Genomic DNA, 17,567 nt, shown 5'->3' on the forward strand with positions numbered 1-17,567 from the left:
TCATCCTCTCCTACTCACCATTTTTGACGGATCGCAGGAAAAGCATACGTGGAAAAACAAGGTCAGCCCGCATTTTTGCAGTTTTATCCCACATTAGTCCATTCCCAAATATTGTATTGTTCAATCATGAAAATAAATTTTGGAGCTGTCTTGAATAATAAAGATAATCCAAGAAAAAATTACTGACGATGGAGCCGATGGCTATCGTAATCAAGATCATCAATAGCCTCGCCTGAATGATTTTTCCTTTCCTGATAAGCGGATCGATGTTGACCGCCAGAAGAGCCCACCAAGTCAGTGCAATAAAAAAAAGATGAACGAAGATACTGACAGCAGCCTGTTGTCCAATCTCTCCCATTATTGATGACACCTCCTTATGTTGAAGCCGGCTTTATATATCGTCCGGCATCCTAGTCTCTTCTGCTGTAGGATAAGGAATCATGCTGATCATTTCAAGTCATTTTATCAGTTTTGATGTTTGATGTTAATACAATGATGCATAGAACATTTTTCCATAGGTGGAGTGATCCCCTGTTACCTGAGGAGTGTGTTTAGGAGTGTTTTCTTTTTGTGAGCACCAAGTAAATGCATCTCACTTCCTCATACAGTTGGAAGAGAAAATAGCTTACAGTTTTGATTATAGATAGATTCAGATAAAAAAGGTGAACAATTTGTGAACTTTTTTCAACAATTATCTTGATAATAAAAGATCCTTCCCATGGGAAGGATCCACATCGTTATTTCGCAATATCTAATCGATTAATCGCACGTTTTAAAGCAAGCTCTGCCCGAACGATGTCAATATCTGGCGATTGTTTTTGCAAACGTTCCTCAGCACGCCGCTTTGCAGCCTGGGCACGTTCTTTATCAATATCTTCAGATGTTTCTGCCGTCTGGGCCAGAATGGTGACATGATCAGGGCGTACTTCCACTATTCCCCCGCTGACGGCAACCAGCTCAGTTTGACCGTCTTTTTTTAGACGGACTGCAGCAATTTTTAGCGGAGCAACCGTCGGGATATGGCCGGGTAAAATACCAAGCTCACCGCTCTCTGCTCGTACGCTTACCATTTCTATATCCGCATCGTATACTGGGCCGTCGGGAGTAACGATATTGACTTTTAAGGTCTTCATGCTTTTACCCTCCTAGGACCAGATTAGACTTCTACACCCAGTTCTTTCGCTTTCTCGACAACTTCTTCAATTCGGCCGACAAGACGGAAAGCATCCTCTGGAAGGTTGTCATACTTACCTTCAAGGATTTCTTTAAAGCCTTTTACAGTTTCTTTGACAGGGACATAAGAACCTTTTTGTCCTGTAAACTGTTCAGCTACGTGGAAGTTTTGCGAAAGGAAGAATTGTACGCGTCGCGCACGGCTTACGACAAGCTTATCCTCGTCAGAAAGCTCATCCATTCCGAGAATCGCAATGATGTCCTGAAGTTCTTTATAGCGCTGCAGGATTTGCTGAACTTGACGTGCCACTTGATAATGCTCTTCTCCGACGATTTCAGGTGCAAGCGCCCTGGAAGTTGAAGCCAGCGGGTCAACCGCAGGATAGATTCCCATTTCAGACAGCTTACGTTCAAGGTTTGTCGTCGCATCCAAGTGAGCGAACGTTGTAGCCGGTGCCGGGTCAGTATAGTCATCCGCAGGGACGTAAATCGCCTGAATGGATGTAACAGAACCGACGTTGGTAGATGTGATCCGTTCCTGAAGCTGACCCATTTCAGTCGCAAGCGTCGGCTGATATCCAACCGCTGAAGGCATGCGGCCAAGAAGAGCGGATACTTCAGATCCGGCTTGAGTAAACCGGTAGATATTATCGATAAAGAACAATACGTCCTGGCCTTCTTTATCACGGAAATGTTCGGCCATTGTCAATCCGGTCAGGGCAACGCGCATCCGCGCACCAGGCGGTTCGTTCATCTGACCGAAAACCATCGCTGTTTTTTCGATAACGCCGGAGTCTTTCATTTCATAGTAAAGGTCATTTCCTTCACGTGTACGCTCTCCGACACCTGCGAATACGGAGATACCCCCGTGCTCTTGAGCGATGTTGTTGATAAGCTCCTGAATCAATACGGTTTTACCAACTCCCGCACCTCCAAAAAGACCGATCTTTCCGCCTTTAATGTATGGTGCAAGCAAGTCGACAACTTTAATCCCCGTCTCTAAAATCTCAACCTCTGTTGAGAGCTGATCGAACGTAGGAGCTTCTCTGTGAATCGGATCTTTGGAAGTATCAGCTGAGAGCGGTTCATCCAAATCAATGTTTTCTCCGAGTACATTGAATACGCGTCCGAGTGTCACATTTCCAACCGGAACGGAGATTGGTTCTCCCATGTCGACTGCTTCCATCCCGCGTGTAACACCGTCAGTAGAAGCCATCGCAATCGTACGTACTGAATCATCACCCAGATGAAGCGCAACTTCAAGGGTGAGTTCGATATCTACTTCATTCTCGTTCTGCGCTTTATGTGAAATTTTAATCGCATTATAAATCTCAGGTAAGTGACCGTCTTCAAAACGAACGTCAACGACTGGTCCCATTACTTGGCTAACGCGTCCTTTTTTCATCTCTATCCCTCCTGACAAACTTTTTCTATTCTAAGGCAGCTGCACCGCCGACAATTTCCGTGATTTCCTGTGTAATCGACGCCTGACGGGCGCGGTTGTATGACAGTTCAAGATCAGCGATAAGCTCTTTCGCATTGTCCGTGGCATTCTTCATCGCTGTCATTCTCGCAGCGTGTTCGCTCGCTTTACTGTCTAGAATCGCGCCAAAAATCAAGCTCTCAGCGTACTGAGGCAGGAGCGCTTCCAAAATTTCTTCTTCGTCCGGTTCAAATTCGTATGAAGTCCTTTTTTTGTTTGGTGCAATATCTGTTAGAGGCAATAGTTTTTTCTCCGTTACCTCTTGGGAAATGGCGCTGACATAGTGGTTATAGAACAAATACAGTTCATCAAAGGTTTCATCGATAAACATTTGTACCGTACTGTTTGCCAAATCCTTGATCTCAGGGAATGAAACTTCGTCCCTGATCCCTGTTATTTCAGAGATGACGGGAATCCCGCGTTTTTTAAAGAAATCCCGGCCCATTTTTCCGACGGCGATAACCGCATACTCATCTTTTGATTGATGACGCTCCTGGATCTTTTGATAAGCTTTGCGGAGAACGTTTGCGTTAAAAGCTCCGGCTAAGCCACGGTCAGATGTGATCACAAGATAGCCGGTCCGTTTGACAGGTCGGCTGGACATCATCGGATGTGTTCCAGAGTATCCAAGCGCAATATCCGCAACGACTTCCTGCATTTTTTCCATATAAGGAACGAATGATTTAGCGTTGTTCTCAGCCCGGTTCAGCTTTGAAGCAGAAACCATTTGCTGGGCTTTGGTGATTTGACTCGTTTTTTTATTTGAAGTAATCCTGGATTTAATATCCCGTAATGATGCCAAAAGGTTTCACCACCTTTTTGTTTTCAAATTCACTTCGAATTTACGTGAAAAAGAGAGAAAAAGAAAATCTTTTTCTCACTTCTTATTTTTTAGTTGCTTGGTGCAAATGTGCGTTTAAAGCCCTCGAGCGCACCTGTCATTTCCTCGTCCGCAGGAAGGTTTCCTGTTTTCGCAATTGAATCGAGCATTTCTTTATGGTTTTGATCGAGATACATAAAGAATTCTTCTTCAAAGCGTCTGATGTCCTCAACAGGCACATCATCAAGGAATCCTTTTGTCAGGGCATAAAGAATCGCGACCTGCTTTTCAACGCGAAGCGGCTGATTCAGATCCTGCTTAAGTACTTCAACTGTGCGGGCACCGCGGTTCAGCTTGGCCTGTGTCGCTTTATCCAAGTCAGATCCAAACTGTGCGAATGATTCAAGCTCACGATAAGAAGCCAAATCAAGACGAAGGGTACCGGAAACTTTCTTCATCGCTTTGATTTGCGCAGATCCCCCGACACGCGATACCGATAAACCAGGGTTGACGGCCGGACGTACACCTGAGAAGAATAAATCAGATTGCAGGAAGATTTGTCCGTCTGTGATTGAAATGACGTTTGTCGGAATATAAGCGGAAATATCGCCGGCTTGTGTTTCAACAAACGGCAATGCCGTTAAAGATCCTCCGCCTTTTGCGTCGCTCAGTTTTGCAGCGCGCTCAAGCAAGCGGGAGTGCAGGTAGAATACATCCCCAGGGAATGCTTCACGGCCTGGAGGACGGCGAAGAAGCAAGGACAGTTCACGGTATGCAGTTGCCTGTTTTGAAAGGTCATCATACACAACCAAAACGTGCTTGCCGTTGTACATAAATTCTTCTCCCATCGTTACCCCTGCATATGGCGCAAGATACAATAAAGGAGCAGGCTGTGAAGCGGAAGCTGTCACAACGATGGTATAGTCAAGAGCGCCTTTTTTGCGAAGTGTTTCAACAACACCGCGGACTGTTGATTCTTTTTGTCCGATCGCAACATAGATACAAATCATATCCTGATCTCTTTGGTTGAGGATCGTATCAATCGCAATCGATGTTTTTCCCGTTTGACGGTCCCCGATAATCAGCTCACGCTGACCGCGGCCGATCGGAATTAACGCATCGATTGGCTTGATTCCGGTTTGAAGCGGTTCATGGACGGATTTACGGTCCATAACACCCGGCGCCGGACTTTCAATCGGACGCGTTTTGCTTGTTAAGACTGGACCGAGTCCATCTACTGGCTGACCGAGCGGATTGACAACGCGGCCAAGCAGCTCTTCACCGACAGGAACTTCCATAATCCGCCCGGTCCGTTTGACTTCATCGCCTTCACGGATCTCTTTGTAAGGTCCTAAAATAACGATACCTACGTTTGATTCTTCAAGGTTCTGAGCCAAGCCCATCACACCGTTTGAAAATTCGACAAGCTCACCTGCCATACAGTTATCAAGGCCGTGTACGCGTGCGATGCCGTCACCAACCTGAATAACCGTACCTACGTCGTGAACTTCTATTTCAGACTCATAATTTACAATTTGCTGTTTAATAAGAGTGCTAATTTCTTCAGCTTTGATGCTCACTTAGGTTTCACCCCTTCTTTCGATTTTCACCTGCTAGTTGACGTTCGATGCGGGCAAGCTTTCCGCTGATACTGCCGTCATAAATGCGGTTTCCAATGCGGATTTTCACTCCGCCTATGAGATCCGGATTCACTTCATTCCTGACGCGCAAGGAAGCGGCTCCGGCTTTTTTTGCAAACACTTTAGAAAAAGAGGAAATCTCCTCTTCACTGAGCGGTTTTACAGAATACACAATCGCATCTTCCGTCTGGCGGAACCGGTTTGCCATTTTGACATATTCGTCCGCCAGATCCGGGACGATCGGCGTGCGGCTGCGGTCGACAAGGAGATAAAGTGTATGTAAGACTGCGGTCGAAACAGATCCGAACGAGTCTTTCAAAATCTGCTTTTTCTTTTCTGTCGGTACTTTAGGATGGCTCAGCACGGCATTGAGCTCTTTATGATCAATAAACATCTTCTTAACGACGGTCAGCTCTTCCTCTATTTCATTGACAAGCTTGGATTCAAGCGCAATGTCAAACAGAGCGGCTGCATAGCGTTTGGAGACAGCTGATTGACTCATCGGCTTTCTCCTACTTCTTTAAGATAATCCTGGATCAATTTTTCCTGGGCTTGTTCGTCCAGTTCTTTTTCAATGACTTTTGAAGCAATCATCACAGACAATGAAGCAACCTGCTCACGCAGGGCACTGACTGCCTGGTCTCTTTCTTTGACGATTTCGCTTCTCGCTGATTCTTTCATGCGGTCAGCTTCCTGACGCGCAGCCTTCATGATCTCATCTTTTTGCTGTTCTCCCAGTTTTTTCGCATTTTCAATCAGCGAATGGGATTCTTCACGAGCTTCTTTCAAAAGCGCCTGCTGCTCTTCAATGAGCTTTTTGGCTTCTTCATTCTTTTTCTCAGCAGAGGTGATTTCTTCTGTGATGTAGTCTTCACGCTCTTTCATTATATTTAATAGCGGCCCTAAAGCGTATTTCTTCAAGAGCGCTAATAAAATCAACATGGCAATAAGCTGGAACAACATCGTTCCGGCGTTAAACCCTACTCCTGCTCCCATAACCTGTGGTAAAAAAGACATCGAATACGGCAACTCCCTTCTTGCAGATTATCTCTTCCAGACCGTCAGAAAAAGAGGGTTCTTCTTCAGGCGATCGTGACAGTTCAAGCAACCATAAAGCAATGGCGAAGGCCTCCTGCAGTGATCTTCGCCATTTACTAGTTATATAAGTTTTAGCCGAAGAATGCTAAGAACGCGATAACAACAGCGATAATCGGAAGGGCCTCAACCAATGCTACCCCGATGAACATAAGCGTTCTTAATTCTTTACCAGCTTCAGGCTGGCGTGCGATTCCTTCCACCGTACGGGATACGATCAATCCGTTACCAATACCTGCACCAAGTGCACCTAATCCAATTGCGATTGCAGCTGCTATTAAATTCATGAAAAAGTTCCTCCTTTAATTGTTATCCTTATCGGATATGTCTTTTTTTTAATGTTCATGACTAACCTTGTGGGACATGTAAACCATCGTTAACATCGTAAAAATGAATGCCTGGATTGTACCTATGAACAAGCTGAACGCCTGCCATGCAAGCATCGGCACAACCGCACCAATGGTTCCAACCAGCCCCAGGAAAATGCTTTGAGAATAGAAGTTGGTTGCCAGTCCGGCAAGAAGGCCGAGCAGTATTTCGCCGGCGAAAATATTACCGTAAAGACGCAATCCCAATGTTAATGTATTCGCAAATTCTTCAATGATTTTCAGCGGCACTAAATATGGAATCGGTCTGAAAAATTCTTTGGTATACTCCCCAACCCCTTTTCTTTTTACTCCGTAATAATGAGTAAGCCCCATAACCATTACGGCGAGGGTTAAAGTAACCGCCGGATCGGCTGTCGGGGATTTCCACCATAATTCATGGCCTACTGTAATGGAAAACGGAAGGCCGAGCATGTTGGCAACAAATATGTACATCAGCAGTGTTACGCCAAGGGCGAGAAAGTCTCTGCCGACTTTAAGATCCATTGTGCTGCCGATAATATTGCGAACAAAGTCGACAATCCACTCCATAAAGTTCTGAGCTTTCGTCGGCCGGATCGCGAGTGTTCTTGTGGTCAGCACCGCTATCAGAAAGACGATGATGCTTGTCACAGTAATCATTAAGATACTTGATACATCAAAGTTAAGGCCTAAAAAGTTAACAACTCTTGATTCGTGCAAAGGGTCTTCACCTCTCTTCCATTGATGAACGTTTTAGCTGGATAAAGGAATCTATCATAATGACAGGATAAATTGTCATCAACCCCACAATGACGCCTGCCAAATGAATATATTCAGGATATTTAAAGGCAATGGCCGCCGCGATGATGGCATTGCACAGCCTGGAGGCAGTCCCGAGAGAACGGATCATTTTGCCTTTTGCCACTGCTTTATCAAAAGCCTGCATTCTTTTCGTCAGCAGCCAAAGATTGAAATAACTGAAAACAGTGCCGGTAATCAAGCCTAAAAAAATCGCCTGGTATGGCAAAACTCCATAGCCTAACACGCAGACTGCTAAAATATATATCATATATTTTTGTTGCCTACGGAATGAAAGACTCGCATCGGTCATCAAATACGCTCCTGATGTAAAATTTTTAAAAATCTATCTTACGATTACGGTAAACTAGGCGGTTGACCATTTTACAGAACAATGCGTTCTGTTCAAGACTTCACACAACCCGATAATGCACGAGCCGATATTTTGTCTGTCGCCTGCCAATATGGGGTTTTCAAAGGATTTTTCACAGAGGACTGGTCATTATGATAACCGCTATGAAAACCTTATCATAATAGCCTATTTTAGCATACAATAGCCCCCCTAAGGTGTCAATCTGTTTAAAGTTAAAAAAATATTCATAATCAGACAGCTTCTCACAAAATGTTCACAAATATGCCTTATTCAAGACACGCATGTATAATTATGGTATAAATCACAAAAAAAGAAAACCCTTTTTCAGGATTTTCTTTTGATTATTTCGTTCCGAACATCCGGTCTCCGGCGTCGCCCAAACCGGGAACGATATATCCTTTTTCATTTAGTTTTTCATCCAAAGCTGCAATGTAAATGTCAACGTCAGGATGATGCTTCTGAAATTCGTCCACACCTTCCGGGGCAGCAATCAGGCACATAAAACGGATATTTTTCGCGCCGCGTTTCTTCAAGCTGTTCAGCGCTTCTACTGCTGAACCGCCGGTTGCAAGCATCGGATCGACAACGATGAATTCACGTTCTTCGACATCGGATGGAAGCTTGACATAGTATTCAACAGGCTTCAATGTTTCAGGATCACGATAAAGTCCGACATGGCCGACTTTTGCTGCAGGAATCAGCTTCAAAATTCCGTCCACCATTCCCAGCCCAGCTCTGAGAATCGGAACAACCCCAAGTTTTTTCCCGGCGATCACGCTTGATTTAGCCATTTGAACAGGCGTTTCCACATCGACTTCCTGGAGCGGAAGATCGCGCGTAATTTCAAAAGCCATCAGTGTTGCAACCTCATCAACAAGCTCTCTGAATTCTTTTGTTCCGGTCTTTACGTCCCGGATATATGTAAGCTTATGCTGTATAAGAGGGTGATCAAACACGTATACCTTTCCCATATCCGTTTTCAGCTCCTTTTTTTCACACTTCTATTGATTCTACATAAAAAAACGGCAGGTTTCAACAAAAATCAAGATGCAAATTTATGACAAAAGCCGCCCCTATCACAAGGAGCGGCCGGAATTCTTCTTAATAATCTAATCCAGTATATAAAGGAAATCTGTCTGTCAATGCTTCTACACGCTGTTTTGCTTCTTCAAGCTTTGCTTTGTCTTCGTGGTTTTTAAGAGCGAGCGCGATAATGGCTCCCACTTCTTCAATTGCTTCCAGGTCAAAGCCGCGGCTTGTGACCGCCGCTGTACCGACACGGATTCCGCTTGTTACAAACGGTTTTTCAGGATCATACGGAATCGCATTTTTGTTGACGGTAATCCCGACTTCATCAAGCACATTTTCGGCCACTTTTCCTGTAAGGCCGAGAGAACGCAAGTCGATCAGCACAAGATGGTTGTCTGTGCCGCCTGATACGAGCTGAACGCCCTCTTTTTTCAATGTTTCAGCCAAGCGCTTCGCATTGTCGATGACATTTTGCGCGTATGTTTTGAATTCGTCTTTTAAGGCTTCGCCAAAAGAAACAGCCTTCGCCGCGATGACGTGCATCAACGGTCCGCCTTGAATTCCAGGGAAGATCGATTTATCGATTTTCTTTGCGAACTCTTCACGGCAAAGAATCATACCGCCGCGCGGTCCGCGCAGTGTTTTATGGGTAGTTGTCGTCACAAAGTCAGAATAAGGAACAGGATTCGGGTGAAGACCTGCAGCCACGAGTCCGGCGATATGCGCCATGTCAACCATCACATAGGCTCCGACTTCGTCTGCGATTTCACGGAACTTTTTAAAATCGATGGTGCGAGGATATGCGCTCGCTCCGGCAACGATAAGCTTCGGCTTATGTTTAAGCGCTTTTTCGCGGACATCATCGTAGTCAATATATTGCGTTTCTTTGTCAACGCCGTATTCTACGAAGTTGTATTGGACACCGCTGAAGTTAACAGGGCTTCCGTGCGTTAAATGTCCGCCGTGGGCAAGATTCATTCCCAGCACAGTATCTCCGTGTTCCAAAATGGTAAAGTATACGGCCATGTTCGCTTGTGCACCGGAATGAGGCTGGACGTTCACATGTTCAGCGCCGAAAATTTGCTTCGCGCGGTCCCGTGCGATGTCCTCTGCGACGTCTACATACTCACATCCGCCATAGTAACGCTTCCCGGGATATCCTTCTGCATATTTATTTGTTAAGACGGAGCCTTGAGCTTCCATGACCGCTTCACTTACAAAGTTTTCCGAAGCAATCAGCTCAATCTTCGACTGTTGACGTTTCCGCTCATCTTGAATGGCGCTAAATACTTGTTCATCTTGCGCAGGTAAATGTTTCATCAGCGAGATCCTCTCCTATCTGTTTCCATTTCGTTTATTATACCATCTCATTGTACACGGTTTTTCATGCAAATGTAAGGGATTATTTTTGAAAATCGTTTTTTATTTTGATAAAAACCGAATATTAAAAGATTATACGATTCATATAGTTCGATATATCATTTTTTAAGAATATTATTTTAAAAAAGAAAAAAGCCGGATAACCGACTCTCTTTCCACATTCGGCGTTTTCAGCTACTCCGCTTCATATACGGCGCGCACCCCGCCAATCAGTTTAGGCCTTGTCCGCGCAAGTGTCACATGAGCTTCACCAAGCTGCTTCTCTGATACGCGGACGGGAACGGCCACAGGTTTTAAATGCATGCCTATGAACGTATCCCCTATGTCGATGCCTGCATCAGCCTCTATCCGCTCGACAAGCACCGGAGCTTTCATATGTTTATACGCGTATGAAGCCATCGATCCTCCAGCCTTCGGCATCGGAACGGCAAAAACGATCGGAAGGCGCCAAGCCGCGGCCGTTTCTTCTTCAACAACCAGTGATCTGTTTAAATGTTCGCAGCATTGAAAAGCAAGCGCAGCACCCGTTTTTTGCTGAAGCTCCTCAAGGCCTTTGTAGATCGTTTCTGCGATTTCTTCGCTTCCGGATGTACCGATATGCCTTCCGGCCACCTCGCTTGTGCTGCATCCGATGACAGCAATCTGACCGGCACGCAAATTCGCTTCTTTATCAAATTCCTCTAAAATAGAACGCCATGTCTGTTCAAGATTTTCCATGTTTCATGACACCCTTTATACATTCTTGTCTTCATAATCAGCGATCTTTCCGATGCGGACGGCATGCCGCCCTGCAGAAAATTCCGTGGTAAGCCAAACCTTTGCAATCTCCCGGGCCAGCCCCGGACCGATTACCCTTTCACCCATCGCCAAAACATTTGTGTCATTATGCTCTCTCGTCATTTTGGCGCTGAATACATCGTGGACAAGAGCGCAGCGGATGCCTTTTACTTTATTGGCGGAAATGCTCATGCCGATTCCTGTGCCGCAAATTAAAATGCCTCTGTCCGCTTCCCCGTTTGCTACTTTTTGAGCGACCGGAAATGCATAATCCGGGTAGTCCACAGACCCTGAACCGCATTCACACCCTAAATCTTCATATTCAATGTTCAATTCGTCCATTAAAGATGTAATTTCTTTTCTGATATTGATTCCGCCGTGATCTGAAGCTATGAGTACTTTCATGGGATGACTCCTCCTTGTTTTATGTGCCGCCAAGAGTCTGCGGAGACTGTTGAACAGTACGCAGCTTGTGTCTGAGAACGTCTCTGACTTCATTTTTGATTAAGTCTATTTTACCCGCTGCAGTTTGATTTGCAAACGCTGCCTGACCTGCTTCTTTTATTTTGATTTCCGAGACAGCCTTTTTGCCAGCTCCTCTAATAAATGCCCAAGCTCATCCCTTGTTTTTTGATAGTCGCTGAGCGAGCCGCCAAACGGATCAGAGATATCCCCGTTTTCGCCTTTGACATACTCTTTCAGCGTATAGATTTTGTCTTTGCTCTCCGAATATTCCTGTTCAGCCAAATGTTTGTGCTGCTCTGTCATCGTCAGAACAAGGTCAGCCCATTCGACCTTTTCTTTAGAAAGCTTCGCCGATGAATGATTGAGGGCAATATTTTTCTCAAAAAGGGCCTCGACTGCATATAAAGAAGCTTTTCCGTTTTCAGGAGCAAACAATCCGGCGGATTTGACGGAGACGTCCAGTTTTTTGCGGGATGCCGCCGATTTAAAAAGCACTTCAGCCATGGGACTGCGGCATGTATTTCCTGTACAGACAAATAAGATGTTCAATCTCGTTCACTCCTTTCTTTTATTATAATGGATTTGGACAAAAAATAATAAAATCCGTTTCAGAAATATAAAAAGAGGGGTTCCCCCCTCTTCTCCCGAGTCTGCATTATACTATGGCAAAACGAAAGATGACTTTCGCATATTCGGCTTAAATGGGCAGCAAAAGCTTCAGCCCGAAGCTGAGCAAAATCGCACCGCCCAGCGCTTCACTATATGCGCCGATCCATGACTGGACTTTTTTTCCGAGCAAAAGTCCCGCCCATGTTAAGACCATGCTGAAAAGTCCGAATAAACAGATCGTTAAAATCGGCTTCGTTCCGTAGAGACCGAGGCTGAGGCCGACCGAAAAACTGTCTAGACTGACGCCGACAGCAAAAATGAATAAGCCGAAACCGTTTGGAGAAATCATCTGCTCTCCGCTTTTATTCAAAGATGCGGCAATCATCTGAATGCCGAGCACCAGCAATAGTGCTCCGCCAATATAACCCGCAAGCGCTCCAAGCGCATCAGATAGAAACTGTCCTGCAATCATACCGCCAAGCGGCATGATGACATGGAATAGCCCAATGATGACGCCGATTTGAAAAATTTGACTTCTTCTCAGCTTGGCCATTCCCATTCCAAGTCCCACTGAAAAAGCATCCATGCCAAGTGCAAAGGCCATGATACTCAGTGTCAGAATTTCACCTATTAACACGTCTACATTCATGAGATTCCCCCTTGGACACGCCAGCTTTTCTAGCCTATGCACGTCCAAAGAGGGATAGAACAAACGAAGGGCGCCCTACGCCTCGATCACACGGTGCCCGGCCGCTTTTAACAATCGGTTCATCACCGCACGGCCTACGCCTTCCTCAGGGAAAGACTCAGCGAAAATAAAATCGGGTTTCTCTTCATCAAAACTGCGGAGACTGTCATATAGTCCGGCAGCAACGGTTTCCAAGCGGTCTCTCCTGCCGCAAATTCGCACGACATCCGCACGGTAGGCGCCGGCCCGCTCCTCAGTGGTGAGAATCCCTACTCTCATTCCATCTTTCTGATATTGCTCAATCAGCTGCTGTATGTTTTTATGGCTCCCCTTTATGATGGCGAGCGGCGCTTCCGGGGCATAATGAGTATATTTCATCCCCGGTGACAAAGGGGCCTTTTTTTCGTCCGTGATTCCCTGATCAATTAAAACTGGACCAGCCGCTTCTTCGAGCTGCTCTTTCGTCACACCGCCGGGTCTTAAAATGACCGGGACATCTCCTGTGCAGGAGACAACTGTGGATTCCACCCCAACGCCGGTGGGGCCGCCGTCGACTACTCCTGCAATCCGGCCGTTCAAATCGTGGATGACATGCTCCGCCTTGGTCGGACTTGGTTTGCCTGATAAATTCGCACTCGGAGCAGCCACAGGAACACCGGCTCTTTTGATGAGTTCAAGCGCTACCGGATGATCAGGCATTCTGACTGCCACGGTGTCAAGACCTGCTGTCACTCTTGTGGATAACACGCCCTTCTTGCAAGGTAAAACAATTGTCAGCGGCCCCGGCCAAAAATGTTTCATAAGCGTTTCAGCCTGAGCTGAATCCGCCTCTGCAATTTCTTTGAGCTGCTCAATTTCAGCAATGTGGACAATAAGGGGATTGTCGCTCGGACGCCCTTTGGCTTCATATATTTTGGCAACGGCGTCATTATTTTTCGCGTTTGCCCCAAGCCCATAAACGGTCTCTGTCGGAAATGCGACCGTTTCATTCTGCTGCAGCAGCCGGGCCGCTTGTGTAATTTGTGGATAGTTTGTGGACAAATCTTCTTTTACATCCACAGTCCATAACTTTGTATTCATCAACATCAATTCTCCCTTAACAAAACACTAAAAACGTTAATTTTTCATGTAAATCCTGTTGAAAGTATAAAAGATGAAGGAAAAGAAAACAAGCGTTGTCCACATTTTGTGGATAACGCTTTTGAAACCGTGGATATCTCTGTGTATAAGTCAAATGGTCAACCCGGCGTTTTCACCATTAAAACGGCTCCGCTTACATTAAGTGAATCTGAGACGTGTTCAGATCCACAAAGTTCTTCAGGGAGGCTTCCTGCTCGCTTGAACCCCATTACTTCAAGGAAATCCATTGATGTGCCGTTGTTGGCAACCAGATATAATGTATGAATCCCCCGCTTCTCGCACAATACCTGCATACCTTGAAACAGGGAGACGATATGGCCTTGACTCAGCTTGTCAGACACGACAAGAGAACGCAAGAGCCCTTTTTCATTTTCTAATTCCTCCATTCCGAGGCAGGCGACGATTTTGTTTGGGGGATCTTCCATCATAATAAACTGACTCCTATTTTCCTCAATTCCTTTATGGCTCGTCCCAGCTTCTTTTAAGAAAGCTTCAATCACATTTATGTCTTTCTCTTCTGCTAACCTCAATTGATAGAACATCTTTTCACCCCGTTTTTAGCTTCTCTATTCAACCTATGAGGGCGACAGTAAAATATACCTTTTGATTTGCAAGAAACCCGGCTACCCTTATGTCAATTTTGATTAGCAGGAACCATTGGAAAATACAAATAAAGATTTCCGCTGCTGATTAGACATTTTCTTAAAATTCCTTCATTCGCTTCTGCCGTGTCATTGAATGGCGCACAGCAAATGCAAAGAATAGACTCTGCCAAATTCAATCCCGACGCCGTTTTGGAAAATTATATCATATTGCATACGCATGAATAACCACCCGTCATACAAATCAATATCCTTGAAAAACTGAGATGGTTCAAATAAAACGAAGACCGTCCCCCTGCCGATTAAGCTGCAAGGAGCGGCCTTTTTCACGAGAAAAGCCCTGTAAACCATTCGACAAGAAAGAATTTCACTTCTTTATCTTCTTCCTTTTCTTCACCGGATAATGCCAAAGCATCCGTTTCAGTCGTTTTTTCTTCTTCTGCTTGATCTTCATCAGGTGATTTAACGGCTTCTCCATTCGAAAAATCAAGAAAGCACAGCGGCGGAAACAGGACGCACCACCAATTGGCTCCCTCACCTTCTCCTAACGTAATTAACACAGCCTCATACTCTCCGGCCGGATAGACCATATTACCGTACAATTTTGTCGGGAATGAAACTTTGTCAAAGTTGACATCTACTGACTGACTTGCATTCTCGCGTTTCATAGCATCCTTTGCGATTTTTTTAATTTCAGGCAGTTTTGAACGGATGACCTGTCTCGCTTCCTTCATCGAAGTCAAATCTTCTACCCATTTCGTGATCTCTTGGTTGACCTCATCTCTGATTTTGCGTTTAAGGTTTTGGTCGCTCTCGCTGTCGCTGTTTGCCAAAATCCGCAAGCGAATCGCTTCATCCGGAATGACGGCCGGCTCCCCGCCGGATGATTGTGCCGTCTCCTCTGTCGCAAGGTTGGCAATCGCTCCTATTAATAAAAGAAATATATAAACACAAGCCATAAATGATTTCTTCATTTTTCCCACCGTTCCTCTCCGTTCTTCAACCTTTTCTAGCCACATTATGGTCAAAAACGAAACGGTTTAAACGGCGGCCGGCAAAAAATCTATTAAGCTTTTAAACTAAGTTGACTGGATAACAAAAAGAACAGCCTGGCTCCGGCTGTTCTTTTTCAGCTGCAATGTTCGATTACAGCCCATACAATGCGGTCTTTTCCATTGAGATCCTTCTTCACCTGAACTTCCGCTTTCGGAAAGAACTGTTGAAACATGTCCCGAACGGCGTTTCCCTGTGTCCAGCCAATTTCAAAAACAATCAATGCTTTATCCGCAATGACCTCGGGCAATTCCTTCATCAAGCGATAATAAAACCGCAAGCCGTCGGCTCCGTCCGTCAAGGCTCCGACAGGTTCGTGCAGGCGGACGACATCTGACAGCGTCCGCATCTCTTCCTCTGATATATAAGGAGGATTCGACACGATGACATCCGCTTTTTTGCTTTGCATCATCAGCGGCTGCAGCAAATCGCCGCAGATGAAATCCACTTTTGCTCCGAGCCTTTTTGCATTATTCTCCGCTGTTCTCAGCGCTTCTTCAGAAATGTCTGTGGCCGTTACGGAGAAGCGCTTGCTCTCCAGTGCAAGGGTAACGGAGATAGCTCCGCTCCCCGTACCGACGTCGACGGTTTCAAGGCATTCCTTTTCAGGAAAAACCTGATGGGCCTCAGAAAGGACGGCTTCAACGACTTCTTCCGTTTCAGGACGGGGAATCAGAACATGTTCATTGACTAAAAATTCCCGGCCGTAAAACCATTCCTTTCCGGTGATATATTGAACGGGTACACCTGATTGGTGCATCTCAACAGACTTTTTAAATTGCAGAAAATCGTTTTCCGGCATCGCATCATGAAAGCTGGCCAACAGTTTGCTGCGTTCCATTTTAAGCTGGTCAGCCAGCAAAATTTCTGCGGCATTTCGGTCTCTTCCCGCGTCAGTTAAATAAGAAGAAGCCCAATGAAGGGCTTCGAAAATCGTTTTCATCTTTAGCTCTCCGCATGCTGAAGCTTGCTTGACTGATCTTCTACGATCAGTGCGTCAATGATTTCATCAAGCTTGCCCTCAAGTATTTGGTCGAGCTTTTGGATCGTTAAACCGATCCGGTGATCTGTCACGCGGTTTTGCGGAAAGTTATACGTGCGGATGCGCTCAGAGCGGTCTCCTGTACCGACGGCTGATTTTCGGTTTTGATCATATTCAGCTTGTGCTTCCTGCTGAAATTTATCATAAATTCTTGCGCGCAGCACCTTCATTGCCTTTTCTTTGTTTTTAATCTGTGATTTCTCATCCTGGCATGAAACGACAACACCGGTCGGAAGGTGTGTCAGCCGCACGGCGGACATCGTCGTATTTACGCTTTGCCCTCCTGGACCGCTTGAAGCGAACGTATCGACGCGAATATCTTTCTCATGTATTTCAACTTCGACTTCTTCTGCTTCAGGCAGACAGGCAACCGTAGCCGTCGACGTATGGATGCGCCCGCCGGATTCCGTCTCAGGTACGCGCTGCACGCGGTGCGCACCGTTCTCGTATTTCATCCTTGAGTATGCACCGTTTCCATTAATCATAAAAATAATCTCTTTATAGCCGCCGGTGCCTGTCGTATTGGCTTCCATCACTTCTGTTTTCCAGCCCTGCAGTTCGGCATACCGGCTGTACATCCGGTAAAGGTTTCCGGCAAATAATGCCGCTTCCTCGCCGCCTGCCGCCCCGCGGATCTCCATAATAACGTTTTTATCATCGTTCGGATCTTTCGGGATAAGCAATACCTTCAGTTGGTCTGTCAGCGTTTCGGTTTCTTCCTGCAGCTCTGAAATCTCCTCTTTGACCATTTCGCGCATTTCACTATCGAGCTTTTCTTCAAGCATCGCCTTTGCATCATTCAGCTGCTCTGCTGCGCTCCGATAACGTCTATATACTTCAACTGTTTCCTGTATATCAGATTGCTCTTTTGAATATTCCCTAAGCTTCTTCGGGTCATTGACAACTTCCGGGTCGCTTAAGAGCTCATTTAATTTTTCATAACGATCTTCTATCGATTTTAAACGGTCTAACACGGTCTTCACCTCTGTTTGCTGTGCGTAACATTATAATTATAGTATAGGGACTGCTCCCAGTCAAAACAACTTGGCAGAT

General features: G+C 45.6%; 21 protein-coding genes. All 21 read right to left on the minus strand.

Features of this window, described 5'->3' with window-relative positions; translation table 11 throughout:
* Positions 1–124 precede the first annotated feature (124 nt).
* Entirely contained in the window at positions 125–358 is a 234-nt protein-coding gene (locus RBH91_RS20450) for a DUF1146 family protein (protein ID WP_307892752.1), read from the minus strand.
* Positions 359–737: 379 nt separating this feature from the next.
* Entirely contained in the window at positions 738–1,133 is a 396-nt protein-coding gene (locus tag RBH91_RS20455; RefSeq protein WP_076759287.1) for a F0F1 ATP synthase subunit epsilon, read from the minus strand.
* A gap of 23 nt (positions 1,134–1,156) precedes the next feature.
* The gene (gene atpD / locus RBH91_RS20460; RefSeq protein ID WP_076759290.1) at positions 1,157–2,578 is read right to left on the minus strand and encodes a F0F1 ATP synthase subunit beta; all 1,422 of its coding nucleotides are present in this window, start codon (positions 2,576–2,578) and stop codon (positions 1,157–1,159) included.
* Positions 2,579–2,603: 25 nt separating this feature from the next.
* Complete coding sequence (gene atpG / locus RBH91_RS20465) at positions 2,604–3,458, minus strand: ATP synthase F1 subunit gamma (RefSeq protein ID WP_076759293.1); 855 nt, start codon at positions 3,456–3,458, stop codon at positions 2,604–2,606.
* Between the two features lie 89 nt (positions 3,459–3,547).
* Positions 3,548–5,056 carry a F0F1 ATP synthase subunit alpha gene (atpA, locus tag RBH91_RS20470; RefSeq protein WP_076759297.1) on the minus strand — a complete coding sequence of 503 codons (1,509 nt, stop codon included), beginning with the start codon at positions 5,054–5,056 and terminating at the stop codon, positions 3,548–3,550.
* Positions 5,057–5,063: 7 nt separating this feature from the next.
* Entirely contained in the window at positions 5,064–5,618 is a 555-nt protein-coding gene (locus RBH91_RS20475; RefSeq protein WP_076759299.1) for a F0F1 ATP synthase subunit delta, read from the minus strand.
* Positions 5,615–6,133, minus strand: coding sequence for a F0F1 ATP synthase subunit B (atpF, locus tag RBH91_RS20480; protein ID WP_307892753.1), 519 nt, complete (start codon positions 6,131–6,133; stop codon positions 5,615–5,617). Before atpF ends, RBH91_RS20475 begins: the two co-directional genes overlap by 4 nt.
* Before the next feature lie 152 nt (positions 6,134–6,285).
* Complete coding sequence (atpE, locus tag RBH91_RS20485; protein ID WP_020453260.1) at positions 6,286–6,498, minus strand: F0F1 ATP synthase subunit C; 213 nt, start codon at positions 6,496–6,498, stop codon at positions 6,286–6,288.
* Positions 6,499–6,546: 48 nt separating this feature from the next.
* Positions 6,547–7,278 (minus strand): F0F1 ATP synthase subunit A, encoded by a 732-nt coding sequence (gene atpB / locus RBH91_RS20490; RefSeq protein ID WP_076759305.1) that lies wholly within the window; start codon positions 7,276–7,278, stop codon positions 6,547–6,549.
* Between the two features lie 7 nt (positions 7,279–7,285).
* The gene (locus tag RBH91_RS20495) at positions 7,286–7,669 is read right to left on the minus strand and encodes an ATP synthase subunit I (protein ID WP_076759308.1); all 384 of its coding nucleotides are present in this window, start codon (positions 7,667–7,669) and stop codon (positions 7,286–7,288) included.
* Positions 7,670–8,070: 401 nt separating this feature from the next.
* Positions 8,071–8,700, minus strand: coding sequence for a uracil phosphoribosyltransferase (gene upp / locus RBH91_RS20500; RefSeq protein WP_076759310.1), 630 nt, complete (start codon positions 8,698–8,700; stop codon positions 8,071–8,073).
* Between the two features lie 130 nt (positions 8,701–8,830).
* Positions 8,831–10,078, minus strand: a complete 1,248-nt coding sequence (gene glyA / locus RBH91_RS20505; protein WP_307892756.1) for a serine hydroxymethyltransferase — start codon at positions 10,076–10,078, stop codon at positions 8,831–8,833.
* Between the two features lie 234 nt (positions 10,079–10,312).
* Positions 10,313–10,855: a TIGR01440 family protein gene (locus RBH91_RS20510; RefSeq protein WP_307892757.1), complete on the minus strand. Its 543-nt coding sequence runs from the start codon at positions 10,853–10,855 to the stop codon at positions 10,313–10,315.
* A gap of 15 nt (positions 10,856–10,870) precedes the next feature.
* The gene (gene rpiB, locus RBH91_RS20515; RefSeq protein ID WP_148956899.1) at positions 10,871–11,320 is read right to left on the minus strand and encodes a ribose 5-phosphate isomerase B; all 450 of its coding nucleotides are present in this window, start codon (positions 11,318–11,320) and stop codon (positions 10,871–10,873) included.
* Between the two features lie 156 nt (positions 11,321–11,476).
* On the minus strand, positions 11,477–11,929 hold the full coding sequence (locus RBH91_RS20520; RefSeq protein WP_076759317.1) for a low molecular weight protein arginine phosphatase: 453 nt from the start codon (positions 11,927–11,929) through the stop codon (positions 11,477–11,479).
* A 148-nt stretch (positions 11,930–12,077) separates the two neighbouring features.
* Positions 12,078–12,638: a manganese efflux pump MntP gene (locus RBH91_RS20525; protein WP_148956901.1), complete on the minus strand. Its 561-nt coding sequence runs from the start codon at positions 12,636–12,638 to the stop codon at positions 12,078–12,080.
* Positions 12,639–12,713: 75 nt separating this feature from the next.
* Positions 12,714–13,757, minus strand: a complete 1,044-nt coding sequence (locus RBH91_RS20530; RefSeq protein WP_307892758.1) for an L-threonylcarbamoyladenylate synthase — start codon at positions 13,755–13,757, stop codon at positions 12,714–12,716.
* Positions 13,758–13,915: 158 nt separating this feature from the next.
* Entirely contained in the window at positions 13,916–14,359 is a 444-nt protein-coding gene (locus RBH91_RS20535) for a GNAT family N-acetyltransferase (protein WP_076759327.1), read from the minus strand.
* Between the two features lie 386 nt (positions 14,360–14,745).
* The gene (gene spoIIR / locus RBH91_RS20540; RefSeq protein ID WP_076760237.1) at positions 14,746–15,393 is read right to left on the minus strand and encodes a stage II sporulation protein R; all 648 of its coding nucleotides are present in this window, start codon (positions 15,391–15,393) and stop codon (positions 14,746–14,748) included.
* Positions 15,394–15,548: 155 nt separating this feature from the next.
* Positions 15,549–16,415: a peptide chain release factor N(5)-glutamine methyltransferase gene (prmC, locus tag RBH91_RS20545; RefSeq protein WP_307892759.1), complete on the minus strand. Its 867-nt coding sequence runs from the start codon at positions 16,413–16,415 to the stop codon at positions 15,549–15,551.
* A 2-nt stretch (positions 16,416–16,417) separates the two neighbouring features.
* Positions 16,418–17,488 (minus strand): peptide chain release factor 1, encoded by a 1,071-nt coding sequence (gene prfA / locus RBH91_RS20550; protein WP_307892760.1) that lies wholly within the window; start codon positions 17,486–17,488, stop codon positions 16,418–16,420.
* Between the last annotated feature and the right edge of the window lie 79 nt (positions 17,489–17,567).

Origin of the sequence: Bacillus swezeyi, assembly GCF_030908325.1 — a bacterium.
Lineage (GTDB): Bacteria > Bacillota > Bacilli > Bacillales > Bacillaceae > Bacillus > Bacillus swezeyi.